General features: G+C 74.6%; 17 protein-coding genes. 12 read left to right on the forward strand and 5 right to left on the reverse strand.

Going from position 1 to position 15,238, the window contains the following annotated elements:
• Positions 1-139: 139 nt before the first annotated feature.
• From deoC to GQS52_RS09830, 5 genes are all read left to right on the forward strand, one after another.
• Positions 140-1,132, forward strand: a complete 993-nt coding sequence (deoC, locus tag GQS52_RS09810; RefSeq protein WP_182316342.1) for a deoxyribose-phosphate aldolase — start codon at positions 140-142, stop codon at positions 1,130-1,132.
• 1 nt (position 1,133) lies between these two features.
• Positions 1,134-2,564, forward strand: coding sequence for an aldehyde dehydrogenase family protein (locus GQS52_RS09815; RefSeq protein ID WP_182313026.1), 1,431 nt, complete (start codon positions 1,134-1,136; stop codon positions 2,562-2,564).
• Positions 2,557-3,438 (forward strand): aldehyde dehydrogenase family protein, encoded by an 882-nt coding sequence (locus tag GQS52_RS09820; protein ID WP_182313027.1) that lies wholly within the window; start codon positions 2,557-2,559, stop codon positions 3,436-3,438. Before GQS52_RS09815 ends, GQS52_RS09820 begins: the two co-directional genes overlap by 8 nt.
• Positions 3,439-3,762: 324 nt before the next feature.
• Positions 3,763-4,149, forward strand: a complete 387-nt coding sequence (locus GQS52_RS09825) for a type II toxin-antitoxin system RelE/ParE family toxin (RefSeq protein ID WP_182313028.1) — start codon at positions 3,763-3,765, stop codon at positions 4,147-4,149.
• Entirely contained in the window at positions 4,146-4,460 is a 315-nt protein-coding gene (locus GQS52_RS09830; RefSeq protein ID WP_182313029.1) for a helix-turn-helix transcriptional regulator, read from the forward strand. The genes GQS52_RS09825 and GQS52_RS09830 overlap by 4 nt, the downstream gene beginning before the upstream one ends.
• Positions 4,461-4,568: 108 nt before the next feature.
• Here the strand turns inward: GQS52_RS09830 and GQS52_RS09835 are convergent, their stop codons facing one another.
• The gene (locus GQS52_RS09835; RefSeq protein WP_182313030.1) at positions 4,569-5,093 is read right to left on the reverse strand and encodes a hypothetical protein; all 525 of its coding nucleotides are present in this window, start codon (positions 5,091-5,093) and stop codon (positions 4,569-4,571) included.
• 172 nt (positions 5,094-5,265) lie between these two features.
• Here GQS52_RS09835 and GQS52_RS09840 point away from each other — a divergent pair, with 172 nt between their 5' ends.
• The gene (locus GQS52_RS09840) at positions 5,266-5,985 is read left to right on the forward strand and encodes a hypothetical protein (RefSeq protein ID WP_259370680.1); all 720 of its coding nucleotides are present in this window, start codon (positions 5,266-5,268) and stop codon (positions 5,983-5,985) included.
• Between the two features lie 252 nt (positions 5,986-6,237).
• Here GQS52_RS09840 and GQS52_RS09845 read toward each other — a convergent pair whose 3' ends face one another.
• Positions 6,238-7,062 (reverse strand): SigE family RNA polymerase sigma factor, encoded by an 825-nt coding sequence (locus tag GQS52_RS09845; RefSeq protein WP_182313031.1) that lies wholly within the window; start codon positions 7,060-7,062, stop codon positions 6,238-6,240.
• Positions 7,063-7,291: 229 nt separating this feature from the next.
• Here GQS52_RS09845 and GQS52_RS09850 point away from each other — a divergent pair, with 229 nt between their 5' ends.
• From GQS52_RS09850 to GQS52_RS09870, 5 genes are all read left to right on the forward strand, one after another.
• The gene (locus GQS52_RS09850; protein WP_182313032.1) at positions 7,292-7,966 is read left to right on the forward strand and encodes a response regulator transcription factor; all 675 of its coding nucleotides are present in this window, start codon (positions 7,292-7,294) and stop codon (positions 7,964-7,966) included.
• A complete protein-coding gene (locus tag GQS52_RS09855) occupies positions 7,963-9,678 on the forward strand; it encodes a sensor histidine kinase (protein ID WP_182313033.1) in 1,716 nt (571 codons plus the stop codon). Before GQS52_RS09850 ends, GQS52_RS09855 begins: the two co-directional genes overlap by 4 nt.
• Positions 9,675-10,436, forward strand: coding sequence for a hypothetical protein (locus GQS52_RS09860; RefSeq protein WP_259370681.1), 762 nt, complete (start codon positions 9,675-9,677; stop codon positions 10,434-10,436). Before GQS52_RS09855 ends, GQS52_RS09860 begins: the two co-directional genes overlap by 4 nt.
• 212 nt (positions 10,437-10,648) lie before the next feature.
• Complete coding sequence (locus GQS52_RS09865) at positions 10,649-11,158, forward strand: VanZ family protein (RefSeq protein ID WP_259371086.1); 510 nt, start codon at positions 10,649-10,651, stop codon at positions 11,156-11,158.
• 45 nt (positions 11,159-11,203) lie between these two features.
• Positions 11,204-11,404: a PspC domain-containing protein gene (locus tag GQS52_RS09870; RefSeq protein ID WP_182313035.1), complete on the forward strand. Its 201-nt coding sequence runs from the start codon at positions 11,204-11,206 to the stop codon at positions 11,402-11,404.
• A 160-nt stretch (positions 11,405-11,564) separates the two neighbouring features.
• On the opposite strand, the gene GQS52_RS09875 is transcribed toward GQS52_RS09870, so the two are convergent.
• Both GQS52_RS09875 and GQS52_RS09880 read right to left on the reverse strand, forming a co-directional pair.
• Positions 11,565-12,032: a hypothetical protein gene (locus GQS52_RS09875; RefSeq protein ID WP_182313036.1), complete on the reverse strand. Its 468-nt coding sequence runs from the start codon at positions 12,030-12,032 to the stop codon at positions 11,565-11,567.
• Positions 12,033-12,199: 167 nt separating this feature from the next.
• Positions 12,200-13,357 carry an adenosine deaminase gene (locus tag GQS52_RS09880; protein ID WP_182313037.1) on the reverse strand — a complete coding sequence of 386 codons (1,158 nt, stop codon included), beginning with the start codon at positions 13,355-13,357 and terminating at the stop codon, positions 12,200-12,202.
• 100 nt (positions 13,358-13,457) lie between these two features.
• Here GQS52_RS09880 and GQS52_RS09885 point away from each other — a divergent pair, with 100 nt between their 5' ends.
• The gene (locus GQS52_RS09885) at positions 13,458-14,213 is read left to right on the forward strand and encodes a prolyl oligopeptidase family serine peptidase (protein WP_182313038.1); all 756 of its coding nucleotides are present in this window, start codon (positions 13,458-13,460) and stop codon (positions 14,211-14,213) included.
• Positions 14,214-14,246: 33 nt separating this feature from the next.
• Here GQS52_RS09885 and GQS52_RS09890 read toward each other — a convergent pair whose 3' ends face one another.
• Positions 14,247-15,233, reverse strand: a complete 987-nt coding sequence (locus tag GQS52_RS09890) for a LysR family transcriptional regulator (RefSeq protein ID WP_259370682.1) — start codon at positions 15,231-15,233, stop codon at positions 14,247-14,249.
• Positions 15,234-15,238: the final 5 nt, after the last annotated feature.

A 15,238-nucleotide genomic window follows, 5' to 3' on the forward strand; every position in this document is an offset into this window, starting at 1 on the left:
CGCCCCGGGCTCCGGCCCGGGTGCCCGTCGACGGCACTCCGCGACCGTCCGGTGACGTTTCGGCCCGTCCGCGCCGGAGAACCCCGCCCAGGGGGGAATGACGCTTTGCTACGCGTGTAGATATGCTCTTCGGGTGACCATGCCCACTGTTCCCGCACACAGCCCGGAGGCCGCGGAGCGCCTGGCGTCGACGGCGGACGTCACCGCCTCGGACGCCGCGCTGCGCCGCTTCCTCCACGGGCTGCCCGGCGTCGACGCCGTCGGCCTCGAGGGCCGTGCCGCGATGCTCGGCACCCGCTCGATCAAGACCACGGCCAAGGCGCACGCCATCGACCTGGCGATCTCCATGATCGACCTGACGACCCTGGAAGGCGCGGACACCCCGGGCAAGGTCCGGGCGCTGTGCGCCAAGGGCGTCCTCCCCGACCCGACCGACCGCACCACCCCGAAGGTGGCCGCGATCTGCGTCTACCCGGACATGGTGGCCACCGCCAAGGAGGCGCTGGGCGGCTCCGGCATCCACGTGGCCTCCGTCGCCACCGCCTTCCCCTCCGGACGGGCCGGCCTGCCGGTCAAGCTCGCCGACACCGCCGAGGCGGTCGCGGCGGGGGCCGACGAGGTCGACATGGTGATCGACCGCGGCGCCTTCCTCTCCGGCCGGTACCTGGAGGTCTTCGAGCTGGTGCGCGCCGTCAAGGACGCCTGCCGCCGGGCCGACGGCACCGCCGCCCACCTGAAGGTGATCCTCGAGACCGGCGAGCTGTCGACCTACGACAACGTGCGCCGCGCGTCCTGGCTGGCCATGCTGGCCGGGGCCGACTTCATCAAGACCTCCACGGGCAAGGTCGCGGTCAACGCCACCCCGCCGGTCACCCTGCTGATGCTCCAGGCCGTGCGGGACTTCCGCGACGCCGTCGGCGTGCAGGTCGGCGTGAAGCCGGCCGGCGGCATCCGCACCACCAAGGACGCCCTGAAGTACCTGGTGATGGTCAACGAGACCCTGGGCGAGGACTGGCTGCACCCGGACTGGTTCCGGTTCGGCGCCTCCAGCCTGCTGAACGACCTGCTGATGCAGCGTCAGAAGCTGAGCAGCGGCCGGTACTCCGGTCCCGACTACGTGACGGTGGACTGAGATGGTTTTCGAGTACGCACCCGCCCCCGAGTCCCGCTCGGCGGTGGACATCGCCCCCTCCTACGGGCTGTTCGTCGACGGCGAGTTCACCGAGGCCGCCGGGGGCAGGACCTTCACCACCGTCTCCCCCTCCACCGAGGAGGTCCTGTCCGAGGTCGCCCTGGGCGGCGCCGAGGACGTCGACCGCGCGGTGCGGGCAGCGGGCAGGGCGTTCGAGAAGTGGAGCGCGCTGCCGGGCCGCGAGCGCGCCAAGTACCTGTTCCGGATCGCCCGGATCCTCCAGGAGCGCTCCCGCGAACTGGCCGTCCTGGAGACCCTGGACAACGGCAAGCCGATCCGCGAGACCCGCGACGTGGACCTGCCGCAGGTCGCCGCGCACTTCTTCTACTACGCCGGCTGGGCCGACAAGCTCGAGCACGCCGGCTTCGGCCCGGACCCCAGGCCCCTGGGCGTCGCCGGGCAGGTGATCCCGTGGAACTTCCCGCTGCTGATGCTGGCGTGGAAGGTCGCCCCGGCGCTGGCCGCGGGCAACACCGTCGTCCTCAAGCCGGCCGAGACCACCCCGCTGTCCGCCCTGTTCTTCGCCGACGTCTGCCGCCAAGCGGGGCTGCCGCGCGGCGTCGTCAACATCGTCACCGGGGCCGGGGAGACCGGCGCGGAGCTGGTGGCGCACCCGGGCGTGGCCAAGGTCGCCTTCACCGGATCCACCGGGGTCGGGCGTTCCATCGCCCGCTCCGTGGCCGGCACGGACAAGAAGCTCACCCTGGAGCTGGGCGGCAAGGGCGCCAACATCGTCTTCGACGACGCGCCGGTCGACCAGGCGGTCGAGGGCATCGTCAACGGCATCTTCTTCAACCAGGGCCACGTGTGCTGCGCCGGCAGCCGGCTGCTGGTGCAGGAGTCGGTGCACGACGAGGTGCTGGACGCGCTGCGGCGGCGCATGGAGCTGCTGCGCGTCGGCGACCCGCTGGACAAGAACACCGACATCGGCGCGGTCAACTCCGCCGAACAGCTGGAGCGCATCCGCTCCCTGGCCGACGCCGGGGAGGCCGAGGGCGCGCAGCGCTGGGCGCCGGCCTGCGAACTGCCCGAGCGCGGCTACTGGTTCGCGCCCACCCTGTTCACCGGCGTCACCCAGGCCCACCGGATCGCCCGCGAGGAGGTCTTCGGCCCGGTGCTTTCGGTGCTGACCTTCCGCACCCCGGACGAGGCCGTCGCCAAGGCCAACAACACCCCCTACGGGCTGTCGGCCGGCGTCTGGACCGAGAAGGGCTCGCGCATCCTGTGGATGGCGGACCGCCTGCGCGCCGGCGTGGTGTGGGCCAACACGTTCAACAAGTTCGACCCGACCTCGCCGTTCGGCGGGTACAAGGAGTCCGGCTTCGGCCGCGAGGGCGGGCGCCACGGCCTGGAGGCGTACCTCGATGTCTGACCGTCCGAGCACCGACCGTCTGAGTGTGTTCAAGACCTACAAGCTGTTCGTCGGGGGGAAGTTCCCCCGGTCCGAGAGCGGGCGGGTGTACGAGGTGACCGACGGCAAGGGCCGGTGGCTGGCCAACGCCCCGCAGGGCTCCCGCAAGGACGCCCGCGACGCGGTGACGGCGGCCCGCAAGGCGTTCGGCGGCTGGTCCGGGGCGACCGCCTACAACCGCGGCCAGATCCTGTACCGGATCGCCGAGATGCTGGAGGGGCGGCGCGACCAGTTCGCCGCCGAGGTGGCCGACGCCGAGGGGCTGTCGCGGAAGGCCGCGGCGGCGCAGGTGGCCGAGGCCGTGGACCGCTGGGTGTGGTACGCGGGCTGGTCGGACAAGGTCGCGCAGGTCGCGGGCGGCGCCAACCCTGTGGCGGGCCCGTTCTTCAACCTGTCGGTGCCCGAGCCGACCGGCGTGGTGGCCGTGCTGGCCCCGCAGGAGTCCTCGTTCCTGGGCCTGGTGTCGGTGCTCGCCCCGGTGGTCGTCACCGGCAACACGGCCGTGGTCCTGGCTTCCGAGCGCTCCCCGCTGCCCGCGCTGTCCCTGGGCGAGGTGCTGGCCACCTCCGACCTGCCCGGCGGCGTGGTCAACATCCTGTCCGGGAAGGTCGCCGACGTCGCCCCGGCGCTCGCCGCCCACGCGGACGTCAACGCCATCGACCTGGCCGGCGTCGCCGGCGACCCGGAGCGGGCGAAGGAGCTCCAGGTGGCCGCGGCGGACAACCTCAAGCGGGTGCTGCGCCCGAAGGCCGTCGACTGGGCCGAGCCCCCCGGCACGGAGCGGATGCTGGCCTTCCTGGAGACCAAGACCGTCTGGCACCCGACAGGCGCCTGAGGCCGCCGGCGCCTCCCCCGCCGGCCCCGTCGCAGGACCGCCCGGAGCCCCCGGCATCGCACCGTGCCGGGGGCTCCGCCGCGCCCGGCCGCCCTCTCGCGGGCGTTGCAGGCACCCTGCCGGTGCTGTAGCCCGCCGCGGACGGCAGGACCGTCCGCGACGCCCGCGACGGCGACGGCCCGCGACCGCGCCGCCCTGCTCGCCCTGCTGGACGCGCGCGACCGGGACGAGACCGCTCACCCGCGGGTCACCGTGCACCGCACCGAGGAGGACAACGCCGTCCACCACTGGCCCATAACGCCTGCGCCATATACCATCGAAGTTATGGATGGCGGGCGGTACACGATCGAGGTCGAGCCAGAGGTGTCCCTCTGGCTGGAGAACATCCCCGCCCGTCACTACGTCGTCGCCGAGCAGAAGGTCGACCGGCTCGCCGAGAACGCCACCACGCTCGGCGAGCCCTACACCCGCCATCTCGGCGGCAAGCTCCGTGAACTGCGCTTCGACCTCGACGGCAATGCCCAGCGCGTCACCTACTGGATCGCCCCCGGCCGCCGCATCGTGCTCCTGACGGTGTTCCGCAAGACCAGGATGCGCGAGACGGCGGAGGTGGAACGCGCCCGCGCAGCCCAGGCCGTCTGCGAGGCCCGCCACGAACCGGCCGCCGAACACGCCGTCTACAGCCGGAACCTCAAGGAGGAACTGCGATGAACCACTCCGAGTGGAAGACCCGCCGCCACCGCAGGCTCCTGGGCGAAGCAGCCGAGGACAACCCCGAGTACGACCGCCTCTACGAAGAGGCGGAACTGGCCCACGACCTGGGCCAGATGGTCTACGACCGGCGCACCGCTCTCGGTCTGTCCCAAACCGAGCTCGCCGAGCGATGCGGCATGAAGCAACCCCAGATCTCCCGCATCGAAGGCGGCGGCACCGTTCCCACCATCCCCCTCCTGCGACGTCTGGCCCGCGCCCTCGACGCCGACCTGACCATCAACCTCACCCCCCACGGCAACGCCGCCTGAGCACATAAGCCTTCCGCGGGCCCGCGTGCGCACGGCGGCGCCGGCCGCCGGGGAGGGGTCCGGCGGCCGGCGCGGGGGCGGCAGGGCGGGGGTGCGGGGTGCGGGGCGTCAGCCGGGGAGGAGGCCGCCCGCGGCGCCGCCCGCCGTGCCGACGGCGTCAGAGGCCAGGTCGTTCAGGGAGGCGCCGTGGGCGATCGGGCCGGTGAGGTCGGCCGTGGAGACCGGGCGGAGGTCCGCGACCCGGGTGCCGACGGAGTTGTCCAGCGGGTTGAAGCCGCCGTGGTGCAGCGGGTTGACGGGCAGTGAGCCGGCCGCCGCGAGGTCCTCCTGGAGCCCCCCGACCGTGTCGCCGGTCTGCGGGGCCACCAGGGTGGAGCCGTCGGCCGCCGCGACCTGCGGGGAGGAGTGGGTGGCGGACTTCGGGACGGACTGTCCGACCGCCTCGTCCGCGGCCTCCTGCGCGGCCGAGACGGAGGCACCGGCGTCGACTGCGTCGACGGGCCCCGCGGCGCTCGCCGCTCCCGCGGCGGTCAGGAGCAGCGCCCCGGCGGAGGACGCCGTCACCGCGGCGCCCAGCAGGGTGCGGGGCAGGACGGAGCGGACGGGGGTGCGGCGGCGGGCGTGTGCGGCCATGGGATCTGCCTTCGGCAATCGTCGGTGGTACTTCCTTGCGTTCCGCTCCGTGACGGCTCGGTGACGGAGCGGTGGCGGAGCGACTCCGAAACGTACCGGCGCCCGCGGCCCCGGTCGAGGCATTCCGCCCCCCGTCCCCCGTACGAGTGGCGATGCCTCACACTGGTGTCCCGTGAACCCGCCTCATCCGCACCTGCTTGCGCACGTCGTCCTGCTGACGGGCCCCTCGGGCTCGGGCAAGTCCGTCCTCGCCGAGCACACGGGGCTGCCGGTGCTCCGGCTCGACGACTTCTACAAGGAGGCCGGCGACCCGACGCTCCCGCGCCTGCCCGGCGGCGAAGTGGACTGGGACTCGCCCATGTCCTGGGACGCCGAGGCCGCCGCGGCGGCCGTGGCCGAGCTGGCCTCGACCGGCCGCACCCGCGTCCCCGTGTACGACATCGCGACGAGCTCCCGGACCGGGGAGGCCGAGGTGGTACTGGACGGTGCCCCGGTGTTCGTCGCCGAGGGGATCTTCGCGGCCGAGATCGCCGGGCGGTGCCGGGAGGCGGGCGTGCCGGCGGACACCCTGTGCCTGCGCGGGAAGCCGTTCACCACCTTCCGGCGCCGGCTGGTGCGCGACCTGCGCGAGGGCCGCAAGCCGGTGCTCTTCCTGCTGCGCCGCGGCTGGGCCCTGCTGCGGGCCGAGGAGCGGGTCGTGCGGCGGCAGGTGGAGCTGGGCGCCACGGTCTGCGACCGCCGCCTGGCGCTGGCCCGGATCGGCACCGCGGCCGGAGGCGCGGCGGCGGCGGACGTGGGAGCGGCGGACGCGGGAACGTCCGCCTGGACGGCGGTGGGCGCGAGGGGCTCCGTGGCGCCCGCCCCCCTGGCCGTCGGCGCGACCGACGGGTGACCGCCCGTCGGGTGAGTGCCCGGCAGGTGCCCGGCAGGTGCCCGGCCGACGGGTGCGTCACCGGCAGGTGACCGGCCGACGACGGGCGGGGCGCGGGGTGCGGCCGGACGGATCCCCCGATCGTCCGGCCGCGCCCCGCGCCCCTTTTCCCCGTTCCCCCGTGTCCCCCGTCTCTCCCCGTTCCCCCGTCCCCCCCGTGGGACCTGTCCTCCGGGACCGGGCCGTTCCCCCGAACCGGCCCGGTCCCGCCGGTCAGGCGACCAGTTCGCCGAACGCCTCGGCGCCGCTGTGGCCGAGCGTCTCGTCGTCCCGCAGCCGGCGCAGGGAGCGCCAGATGCTGCTCTTGACCGTGCCGACACTGATGCCGAGTATGTCGGCGATCTCCGGGTCGGTGCGGCCCTCGTAGTAGCGGAGCACCAGCATGGTGCGCTGGGTCTCCGGGAGTCCGGCCAGTGCCTTCCACAGCACGGCCCGCAGCTCGGTGCCGCGCATGGCGTCGCAGTCGCCCGGCGTCTCCGGCAGCTCCTCCGTCGGGTACTCGTTGAGCTTGCGCCGGCGCCAGGCGGAGATGTGCAGGTTGGTCATGGTGCGGCGCAGGTAGCCGCCGAGGGCCGCCTTGTCCGCGATCCGGTCCCACGCCCGGTAGGTCGAGAACAGCGCGCTCTGCAGCAGGTCCTCGGCCTCGTGGCGGTCGCCGGTGAGGTGGTAGGCGGTCGCGTACAGGGAGGCCCGGCGCTCGCGGACGTAGGCGGTGAAGTCCGCCTCCGCCCGGCCGTCCGTGCGGCCCCTCCCCCCGGCGGGGCCGGTCTCCCCGTACGCGCTCCCCCCGTTCCTCCCCCCGGGCGCTCCCCCGTTGCCCGGCAGTTCCGTGACGGCGCTCATGTACGACGGGCGGTTGCGGACGACGCCGGCGGCGGCACCCGTCCCCCGGCGGGTGCCGGTGCCGCGCGCAGTCCGCCCGGTGCCGTGGGCGCACCCCCGTCCGCCCACGGCACCGGACACCTCTCCCCCGTGCCCGCCGCCGAGAGCCCGCGCCGGACGGACTGCGGTGGTGCTGTTGGCGTGCAGTGCGTTCATGGCGTGCCCCCACGGTTGGAGCCTTCACGGACCGGCGGGCCGTGTTCGCCCGCCGTGGACCATTAGCCTGCCGCGCCAGTTTCATCGGCCTGTCCGCCCACTGTCACAGCACTGTCACAAGGCCCGGCGCCCCCGTAACCGGCGCCCGGGGGCCGCCTTCGGGGCCCGTTCCCGCCCCCGTCGTCCACAGGGTCGAACCCCCGGGCGGATGTGGGCCAGAATGACCTACGTGCCCTTCCTGTTGCTGATCGAGGACGACAACGCCATCCGCACCGGCCTCGAGCTCGCCCTGAGCCGCCAGGGCCACCACGTGGTGGCCGCGGCGTCGGGCGAGGACGGCCTGAAACTCCTGCAGGAGCAGCGCCCGGACCTGATCGTGCTGGACGTGATGCTCCCCGGCATCGACGGCTTCGAGGTGTGCCGCCGCATCCGCCGCACCGACCAGCTGCCGATCATCCTGCTGACCGCGCGCAGCGACGACATCGACGTGGTGGTGGGCCTGGAGTCGGGCGCGGACGACTACGTCGTCAAGCCGGTCCAGCCGCGGGTGCTCGACGCCCGGATCCGCGCGGTGCTGCGCCGCGGCGAGCGGGACAGCACCGACTCGGCCGCCTTCGGCAACGTGGTGATCGACCGGTCCGCGATGACCGTGACCAAGAACGGCCAGGACCTCCAGCTGACCCCCACCGAGCTGCGGCTGCTGCTGGAGCTGAGCCGCCGCCCCGGTCAGGCGCTGTCCCGGCAGCAACTGCTGCGGCTGGTGTGGGAGCACGACTACCTGGGCGACTCGCGGCTGGTGGACGCCTGCGTGCAGCGGCTGCGCGCCAAGGTCGAGGACGTGCCCTCCTCGCCGACCCTGATCCGCACCGTGCGCGGCGTCGGCTACCGGCTGGACACCCCGTGACCGGTAGGGGGGAGGACACCGGCCGGCTCGGCGGGTGGAGGGCGGTGGCGGCCCGGCTGACGAGCCTCCGGCTGCGGCTGGTCGCGGTCTTCGCGGCGGTGGCGCTGACCGCCGCTGTGTCCGCCTCGGGCATCGCCTACTGGCTCAACCGCGACGCCGTGCTGACCCGTGCCCAGAACGCCGCGCTCAACGACTTCCGGCAGGCCATGGAGCGGGAGGCCGGCTCGCTGCCGCTGCGGCCCGAGTGCGACCAGCTGGAGGAGACCGCGCGGCGGATGGCGCGCAGCCCGCACAACTACCGGGTCCTGCTGCTGGCCGTGAACCCCGAGGGCGAGCCGTGCGCGAAGTCCTCCGACGGCGAGTTCAGCATGTCGGCGGTGCCCGGGGCCCTGACCGCGGCCGTGGAGAAGCGCCGCGAGGTGAACGCCGCCAACCGGTTCGAGTACCACCTGTACTGGCAGCGGACCACGCCCGGCGGCGACCCGTACCTCGTCGGCGGCGCGAAGGTCATGGGGGGCGGCCCGACCGGCTACATGCTCAAGTCCCTCGACGCGGAGGCCGACGACCTCAACTCCCTGGCCTGGTCGCTGGGGATCGCCACGCTGCTCGCCCTGATCGGCTCCGCCCTGCTGGCGCAGGCCGCGGCGACGACGGTGCTGCGCCCGGTGCAGCGCCTGGGCGACGCGGCCCGCCGCCTCGGCGAGGGGCAGCTGGACACCCGGCTGCGGGTGTCCGGGACCGACGAACTCGCCGACCTGTCACGGACGTTCAACCGGACCGCGGAGTCGCTGGAGGCCCGGGTCGAGGAGCTGAGCGCGCGCGAGGCCGCCAGCCGCCGCTTCGTCGCCGACATGTCTCACGAGCTGCGCACGCCGCTCACCGCGATCACGGCGGTGACCGAGGTGCTGGAGGAGGAGACCGACTCCCTCGACCCGATGATCGCCCCCGCCGTCCAGCTGGTGGTCACCGAGACCCGGCGGCTGAACGACCTGGTGGAGAACCTCATGGAGGTCACCCGCTTCGACGCCGGCACGGCGCGCCTGGTGCTGGACGACGTGGACGTGGCCGACATGGTGACCGCCTGCATCGACGTCCGCGCCTGGCTGGACGCGGTCGAGGTGGACGCGCCGCGCGGCATCGTCGCGCGGCTGGACCCCCGCCGCCTGGACGTGATCCTGGCCAACCTGATCGGCAACGCCCTCAAGCACGGCGGGTCCCCGGTGCGGGTCGCGGTGCGCACCGAGGACGCGCGCACCGGCGGAGCGTGCGCCGGGGGGACGGAGCCGGCCGGGGCCCCCACGGGCCCCGCGGGCCCCGGGGAGGCGTGGGACGACGGCGCCGGGGACGCCGGGGACGAGGGGCCCGCCGCGGCGGCGGAGGGGTGCGACTTGGTCGTGGAGGTCGCGGACCGCGGCCCCGGCATCCCCGAGGACGTGCTCCCGCACGTCTTCGACCGCTTCTACAAGGCGAACAGCTCCCGCCCGCGCTCCGAGGGCAGCGGCCTGGGGCTGTCCATCGCCATGGAGAACGCCCTCGCGCACGGCGGCACGATCGTGGCGGCCAACGCCCCGGACGGCGGCGCGGTGTTCACCCTGCGGCTGCCGCTGGGCGGTCCGCGGCCGGACGAAGGACATGGCCCCGGTCACGGCCCCGGCACGGACCGGAAGGCCGGCACGGGCCGGAAAGCCGGGGAAGAGGACGGACGGAATTGATCTCGCGCACCATCCGCCGGGCCGCCCGCACGCCCGCCGCCCGCACACCCGCCGCCCGCACACCCGTCACCCGCAGGCCCGCCACCCGCAGGCCCGTCGCGGCGCTCCTGGTGGCCGCGGCCCTGGCCGCCGCTTCCGGCTGCGGCATCCGCGCCACGTCGGTGCCGGTGGACGCGGGCGCCGCGCCGTCCCGCGTCTCGTGCACCACCCCCTCCGAGGACCCCGGGCCGGGGGCGCCTCCCGCCTCCCCGTCCGGCACCGCACAGCCCTCCCCGTCCGGCTCCTCCTCCGCGGACGCCTCCGCGTCACCGGGGGCGGAGGCGTCCGGGAAGCCGGCCGCGCAGCGGGCCGTGGAGGTCTACCTGGTCTGCCGCTCCGAGGTGGTCCCGCGCACGCGGACCGCCGAGTTCCGCGACGACGACCCCGAGGCGGCCGCCCGCCGCCTGGTCGGCCTGCTGCGGGCCGGGCCGACCCGGGAGGAGGGCGGTGCGGGCTTCACCACCGACGTCCCCCCGGACCTCCAGGTCCGCGGCCCGCGCTCCGGGGACCCCGAGGACGCCTGGCGGCTGAGCCGCGAACCGGACGAGCTCCCCTCGTTCGCCCTCGCCCAGCTGGTGTGCACCTTCTCCGCCTCGCTGGCCGACGGGGGCCCCGTCCTGCTCGGCGGACCCGACGACGACCGGGTGCTCTCGTACCCCTGTACGCAGGAACTGCGGACACGACCCGAAGCCGGGCTCACCGCCGGTGCGTCGGTGTGACACCGCCGCCGGATCCCGTACCGTTGCCTGCCGTGGCATCAGCATTCGCCGGTCGGCCGCCCCGCTCCGGGAACCGCACCGCTCCGGCCCGCGTCCTTTCCCCCGTGCAGCGTGGAGGCTCCGGCGTGCGGACCGGATCTGAGCAGTCGGTACGGACCCCGGGCGCCGGGGCCCGCTCCGCATTCCCCGCGGCCAGGGCCGCCGGCGTCGTACTGACCGTCGCCTGGCTGGCCCTCGTCGGCTGGCTGCGGCTGCGTCCGGTGGACGTGCCGTGGGTCTACGGGGCGAACTTCGACCCCTTGGCGACCATCAGACGCGACCTGGCACTCGGCCCCGCCCGGGCCGTCCGGTCCTTCGCCTCCGGTCTGGCCCTGCTGGCCCCGCTGGGTTTCCTGCTGCCCCTGGCCGGCGGCCGGGCCCGGGCCTCCGCGGTGGCCTCGTTCGTCCGGACCCTCCTCGCCGGCTCGATGATCGCGTTCGCCCTGGCCTGCGCCCAGACCTGGGTGCCGGGCCGGGTCTTCGACATCGACCAGCTGATGCTGAACACCGCGGGCATCGTGGTGGCGCACCTGGCCGTGGTGCCCGCGGTGCGGGGGCGGCTGCGCAGACGGGCAGGGGCGGCCCGGGTCGGGGACAACCCCGAGAAGCACGTCGGGGGCGGTTCGCCCCGTGGAGTGACGATCGGCGCGATTCGCGGTTCTACGGTTGATTCGTCGGCCTGATACCGGGAAGGCCGTCGTCGAGTCCTCCACCAGAAGGAGCAACCGATGTCTGCCGCTCTCGTACGCCCCCGTGACGGAAGGATGATCGCCGGGGTCTGCGCCGCACTGGCGAACCGTTTCGGCACGTCTCCCACCACCATGCGGGTGATCTTCGTGGTCTCGTGCCTGCTGCCCGGCCCCCAGTTCCTCGTCTACCTCGCACTGTGGGCGCTGCTGCCCTCGGAGGAGCGGGTGCACACGTACTGAGCCGCGCCGGCGGCGGGGCGCGCAAGCGCCGAGGTGCCTTCGTGCCGGGGCGGGTACGCACCGGCACACGCGCGGCGGGCCGCGCCCCGCACCCGGTGGGTGGGGGCGCGGCCCGCCGCCGCGCGCTGCCGCCGCCGTACTGAAGCCGCGGCGGCCGGACTCAGCCGGCCAGGCCGCCGGTCACCGCACCCGTCGGCAGACCGGTGGCGGGCAGACCGGTCGACGGCAGACCGGCCGTGGGCAGACCGGCCGTGGGGGCGGTGACGCCGCCGGGGAGGGCGCCGGCCGTGACGGCACCGGCGGGCCCGCTCACGGCGGCCACGCCCTGGACCGGGTCTCCCGCGGCGGCGGGCAGGGTGCGGGTCGCCCCGGTGCCCTCGACCAGGCCGGAGAGCTTGCCCAGAGCGCTGCCGGTGGTGCCGTTCAGGCCGCCGAGGCCGTTCGCGGCCCTGGTGGACGGCAGGGCCGCGGCCCCCTCGACGGTCTGCGCGACCTTCTCGAGCGGCAGGTCGGCCGGCAGCCGGTCCGAGGTGCCGTGTCCGGCCGCGGAGGCGGAGCCCGCGGCGGCGGCCGCGAGGGCGACGCCGAGGGCGGCGGCTCCGGCGGTCTTGAGCATGGCCTGCTTCATGGGGGAACGTCCTCGTGGTTGGTGGCGTCGGTGCACCGCGCCGGCGGACCGGCCGTGACCGCGGAGTTCCGCAACGTAGCCACCCCTCCCGGGCCGCGCAAACAGCCGGACGCGGCCCGGGACCGCCTCCCGGGCCGCGTCCGGCCCCCCGTTCCCGCCGCTTCCCGTCAGGCCTCAAAAGCCCCTTCGGAAGAGGTCACCGCGGGTGCCCCGCGGAACAGCCACTCGGACTTCAGCGCGGCGTACCCGGGCTTGATCACCTCGTTGATCATCGCCAGACGTTCATCGAAAGGGATGAACGCGGACTTCATCGCGTTGACGGTGAACCACTGCATGTCGTCGAGCGTGTAGTGGAAGGTCTTCACCAGGTGCTCGAACTCGCGGCTCATGCTGGTGCCCGACATCAGCCGGTTGTCGGTGTTGACCGTGGCGCGGAAGTGCAGCCGGCGCAGCAGCCCGATGGGGTGCTCGGCGTACGACGCGGCCGCGCCCGTCTGGAGGTTGGAGGTCGGGCACAGCTCCAGCGGGATCCGCTTGTCGCGCACGTAGGCGGCGAGCCGGCCGAGGGTGACCGAGCCGTCCTCGTCGACGGTGATGTCGTCGATGATCCGCACGCCGTGGCCGAGCCGGTCGGCGCCGCACCACTGCAGTGCCTGCCAGATCGAGGGCAGCCCGAACGCCTCGCCGGCGTGGATCGTGAAGTGGTTGTTCTCGCGCTTGAGGTACTCGAAGGCGTCCAGGTGCCGGGTGGGCGGGAACCCGGCCTCGGCGCCGGCGATGTCGAAGCCGACGACGCCGTCGTCCCGGTGCGTGTTGGCCAGTTCGGCGATCTCCAGCGAGCGCGCCGCGTGCCGCATCGCGGTGAGCAGCGCGCCAACCCGGATGCGGTGCCCGGCGTCGAGCGCCCGGCGCTCGCCCTCGCGGAAGCCCTCGTTGACGGCGCGGACGACCTCCTCGAGGGTCAGGCCGCCCTCCAGGTGCTGCTCGGGCGCGTACCGGACCTCGGCGTAGACCACTCCGTCGGCGGCCAGGTCCTCGGCGCACTCCGCGGCGACGCGGAAGAGCGCGTCCCTGGTCTGCATGACGGCGCAGGTGTGGCTGAACGTCTCCAGGTAGCGCTCCAGCGAGCCGGAGTCGGCCGCGTCCCGGAACCAGGTGCCCAGGCGGTCGGGGTCGGTCTCCGGGAGGTTCTCGTAGCCGCAGTCGGCGGCGAGCTCCACGATCGTGGCAGGACGCAGGCCGCCGTCGAGGTGGTCGTGGAGGAGCACCTTGGGGGCCCGGCGGATCTGGTCCGCGTCCGGTGTGGTGAGGTTCGGGCTCTGCATTGGCGAATGCTACCGCCTACGCGCGTAGAATGCATGTTGATACCGATTCTTGACCACCCCGACAGGTAGTCCCCACCACCCCTTCTGCCATCGTTCTTCCATGGCTTCGCAAGTCTTGCCGGTACGCGCCGCGCGGCTCGGCCGCCGGACGGGGGTTCCTGCGCAGGACGGCACGGTCCGCGCGGCCGTCCTCGTACTGCCCGCGGGCCCCGAACTGAGCACCCGTCACCGCTCGCCCCTGGCCGCCGCCGCACTCCGGCCGCTCGCCCGCCGGCTGGTGCGCGCCGGGCACTCCCGGGGACTCGTCGGCCACCTCGTCCACTACCGCTTCCGCGGCTGGAACGGCGACTGGGCCCACCCGGTGGAGGACGCCGAGTGGGCGGTCGACGAGGTGGTGCGCCGCTACGGCGACATACCCGTGTGCCTGGTCGGCATGGGCATGGGGGCCCGCGCCGCACTGCGGGCGGCGGGCCGGCCCGCCGTGGAGTCGGTGGTGGCGCTCGCCCCCTGGGTCCCCGCCGTCCCCGAGCCGGAGCCGGTGCAGCAGCTCGCCGGACGCCGGGTCCTCATCGTCCACGGCACCAACGACTCCGTCTTCGACCCCGAGGAGTCCTACCGCTACGCGCGTCGGCTGAAGAAGACCAACCGGGACGTGTGCCGCTTCGAGGTCCACTCCGACGGGCACCACCTGGTCCAGCACCGCCACGAAGTCTTCGCCCTCGCCGAGGACTTCGTGGTCGGCACCCTCCTCGGCCGGGGCCTCTCCCGGCCCGTGGCCGACGCCCTCGCCGCTCCCCCGCCCCTGGGCCTGCGCATGCCGCTCGCCTCCGGGTTCGGCCGCAGCCTCCGCCACTGACCCGGCCGCCCCCTCCCCCGGCCCCCGAACCCGTCAGCCCGACAGCAGCCGTCCCCGCCGGGCCAGTACGAACCGTTTGAACGCCTCCACCGGCGCCGTCCCGCCGGGCCCCGCCCGCCAGGCCACCCCGATCTCGCGCACCGCCCTCGGCTCGACGACGGCCAGCTCCACCACCCCCGGGCGCGGCACCGCCGGGGGCGGCAGCAGGGCGACCCCGAGCCCCGCCGCGACCAGCCCGCGCAGCGTCTCCGCCTCCTCGCCCTCGAACGCCGTCCGGGGCGTGAACCCGGCGCGGGCGCACAGCGCGTCGGTGATCCGGCGCAGTCCGTAGCCCGGCTCCGTGGTGACGAACGGCTCCTCCGCCGCCTCGGCCAGCCGGACCCGGCGGCGCCCGGCCAGGCGGTGGTCCGCCGGGACGACGAGCCGCAGCCGCTGCTCGTCCAGCCGGTGCGTCACCAGGTCGGGGTCGTCCGGCAGGGGCGCCGTCAGGCACAGGTCGAGCTCTCCGGTGCGCAGCCGCTGCAGCATGGCCTCGTTGTGGTCCTGCACCAACTGGAAGCGCACCCGGGGGTGTTCGGCGCGGAACTCCCGCAGCAGCCCCGGCACCGTCTCCCAGCCCAGCGTGTGCAGGAAGCCGAAGGCGACCCGGCCCGACCCCGGGTCCGCGTCCGCCCGCACGGCCTCCGCCGCCCGCTCCACCTCCGCCAGCGCGCGTTCGACCGAGGCGAGGAAGGTCCGTCCGGCGGGGGTGAGGGAAACCCCGCGGCCGTGCCGGGCCAGCAGGGGCACCCCCAGGTCGGCCTCCAGTCGGGCGACCGCCCGGCTCATCGTCGGCTGCGGCACGGCGAGCAGGCGGGCGGCCCGGGTGACGTGCTCGGTGCGCGCCACCGCGGCGAACTGCGCCAGGCGCGGGGCGAGCAGCGCCGCCCACGAACCCGCCTCCAGCTCCGCCGTGACGAAAGCCTCTTCCTCCTGCCCGGACGCCGCCCGGTACCCCTGTGGCCTCGGCTCATTCACCATGGCAT

Source organism: Streptomyces sp. SCUT-3 (assembly GCF_014083985.1).
GTDB classification, from domain to species: Bacteria; Actinomycetota; Actinomycetes; order Streptomycetales; family Streptomycetaceae; genus Streptomyces_H; species Streptomyces_H thermolineatus.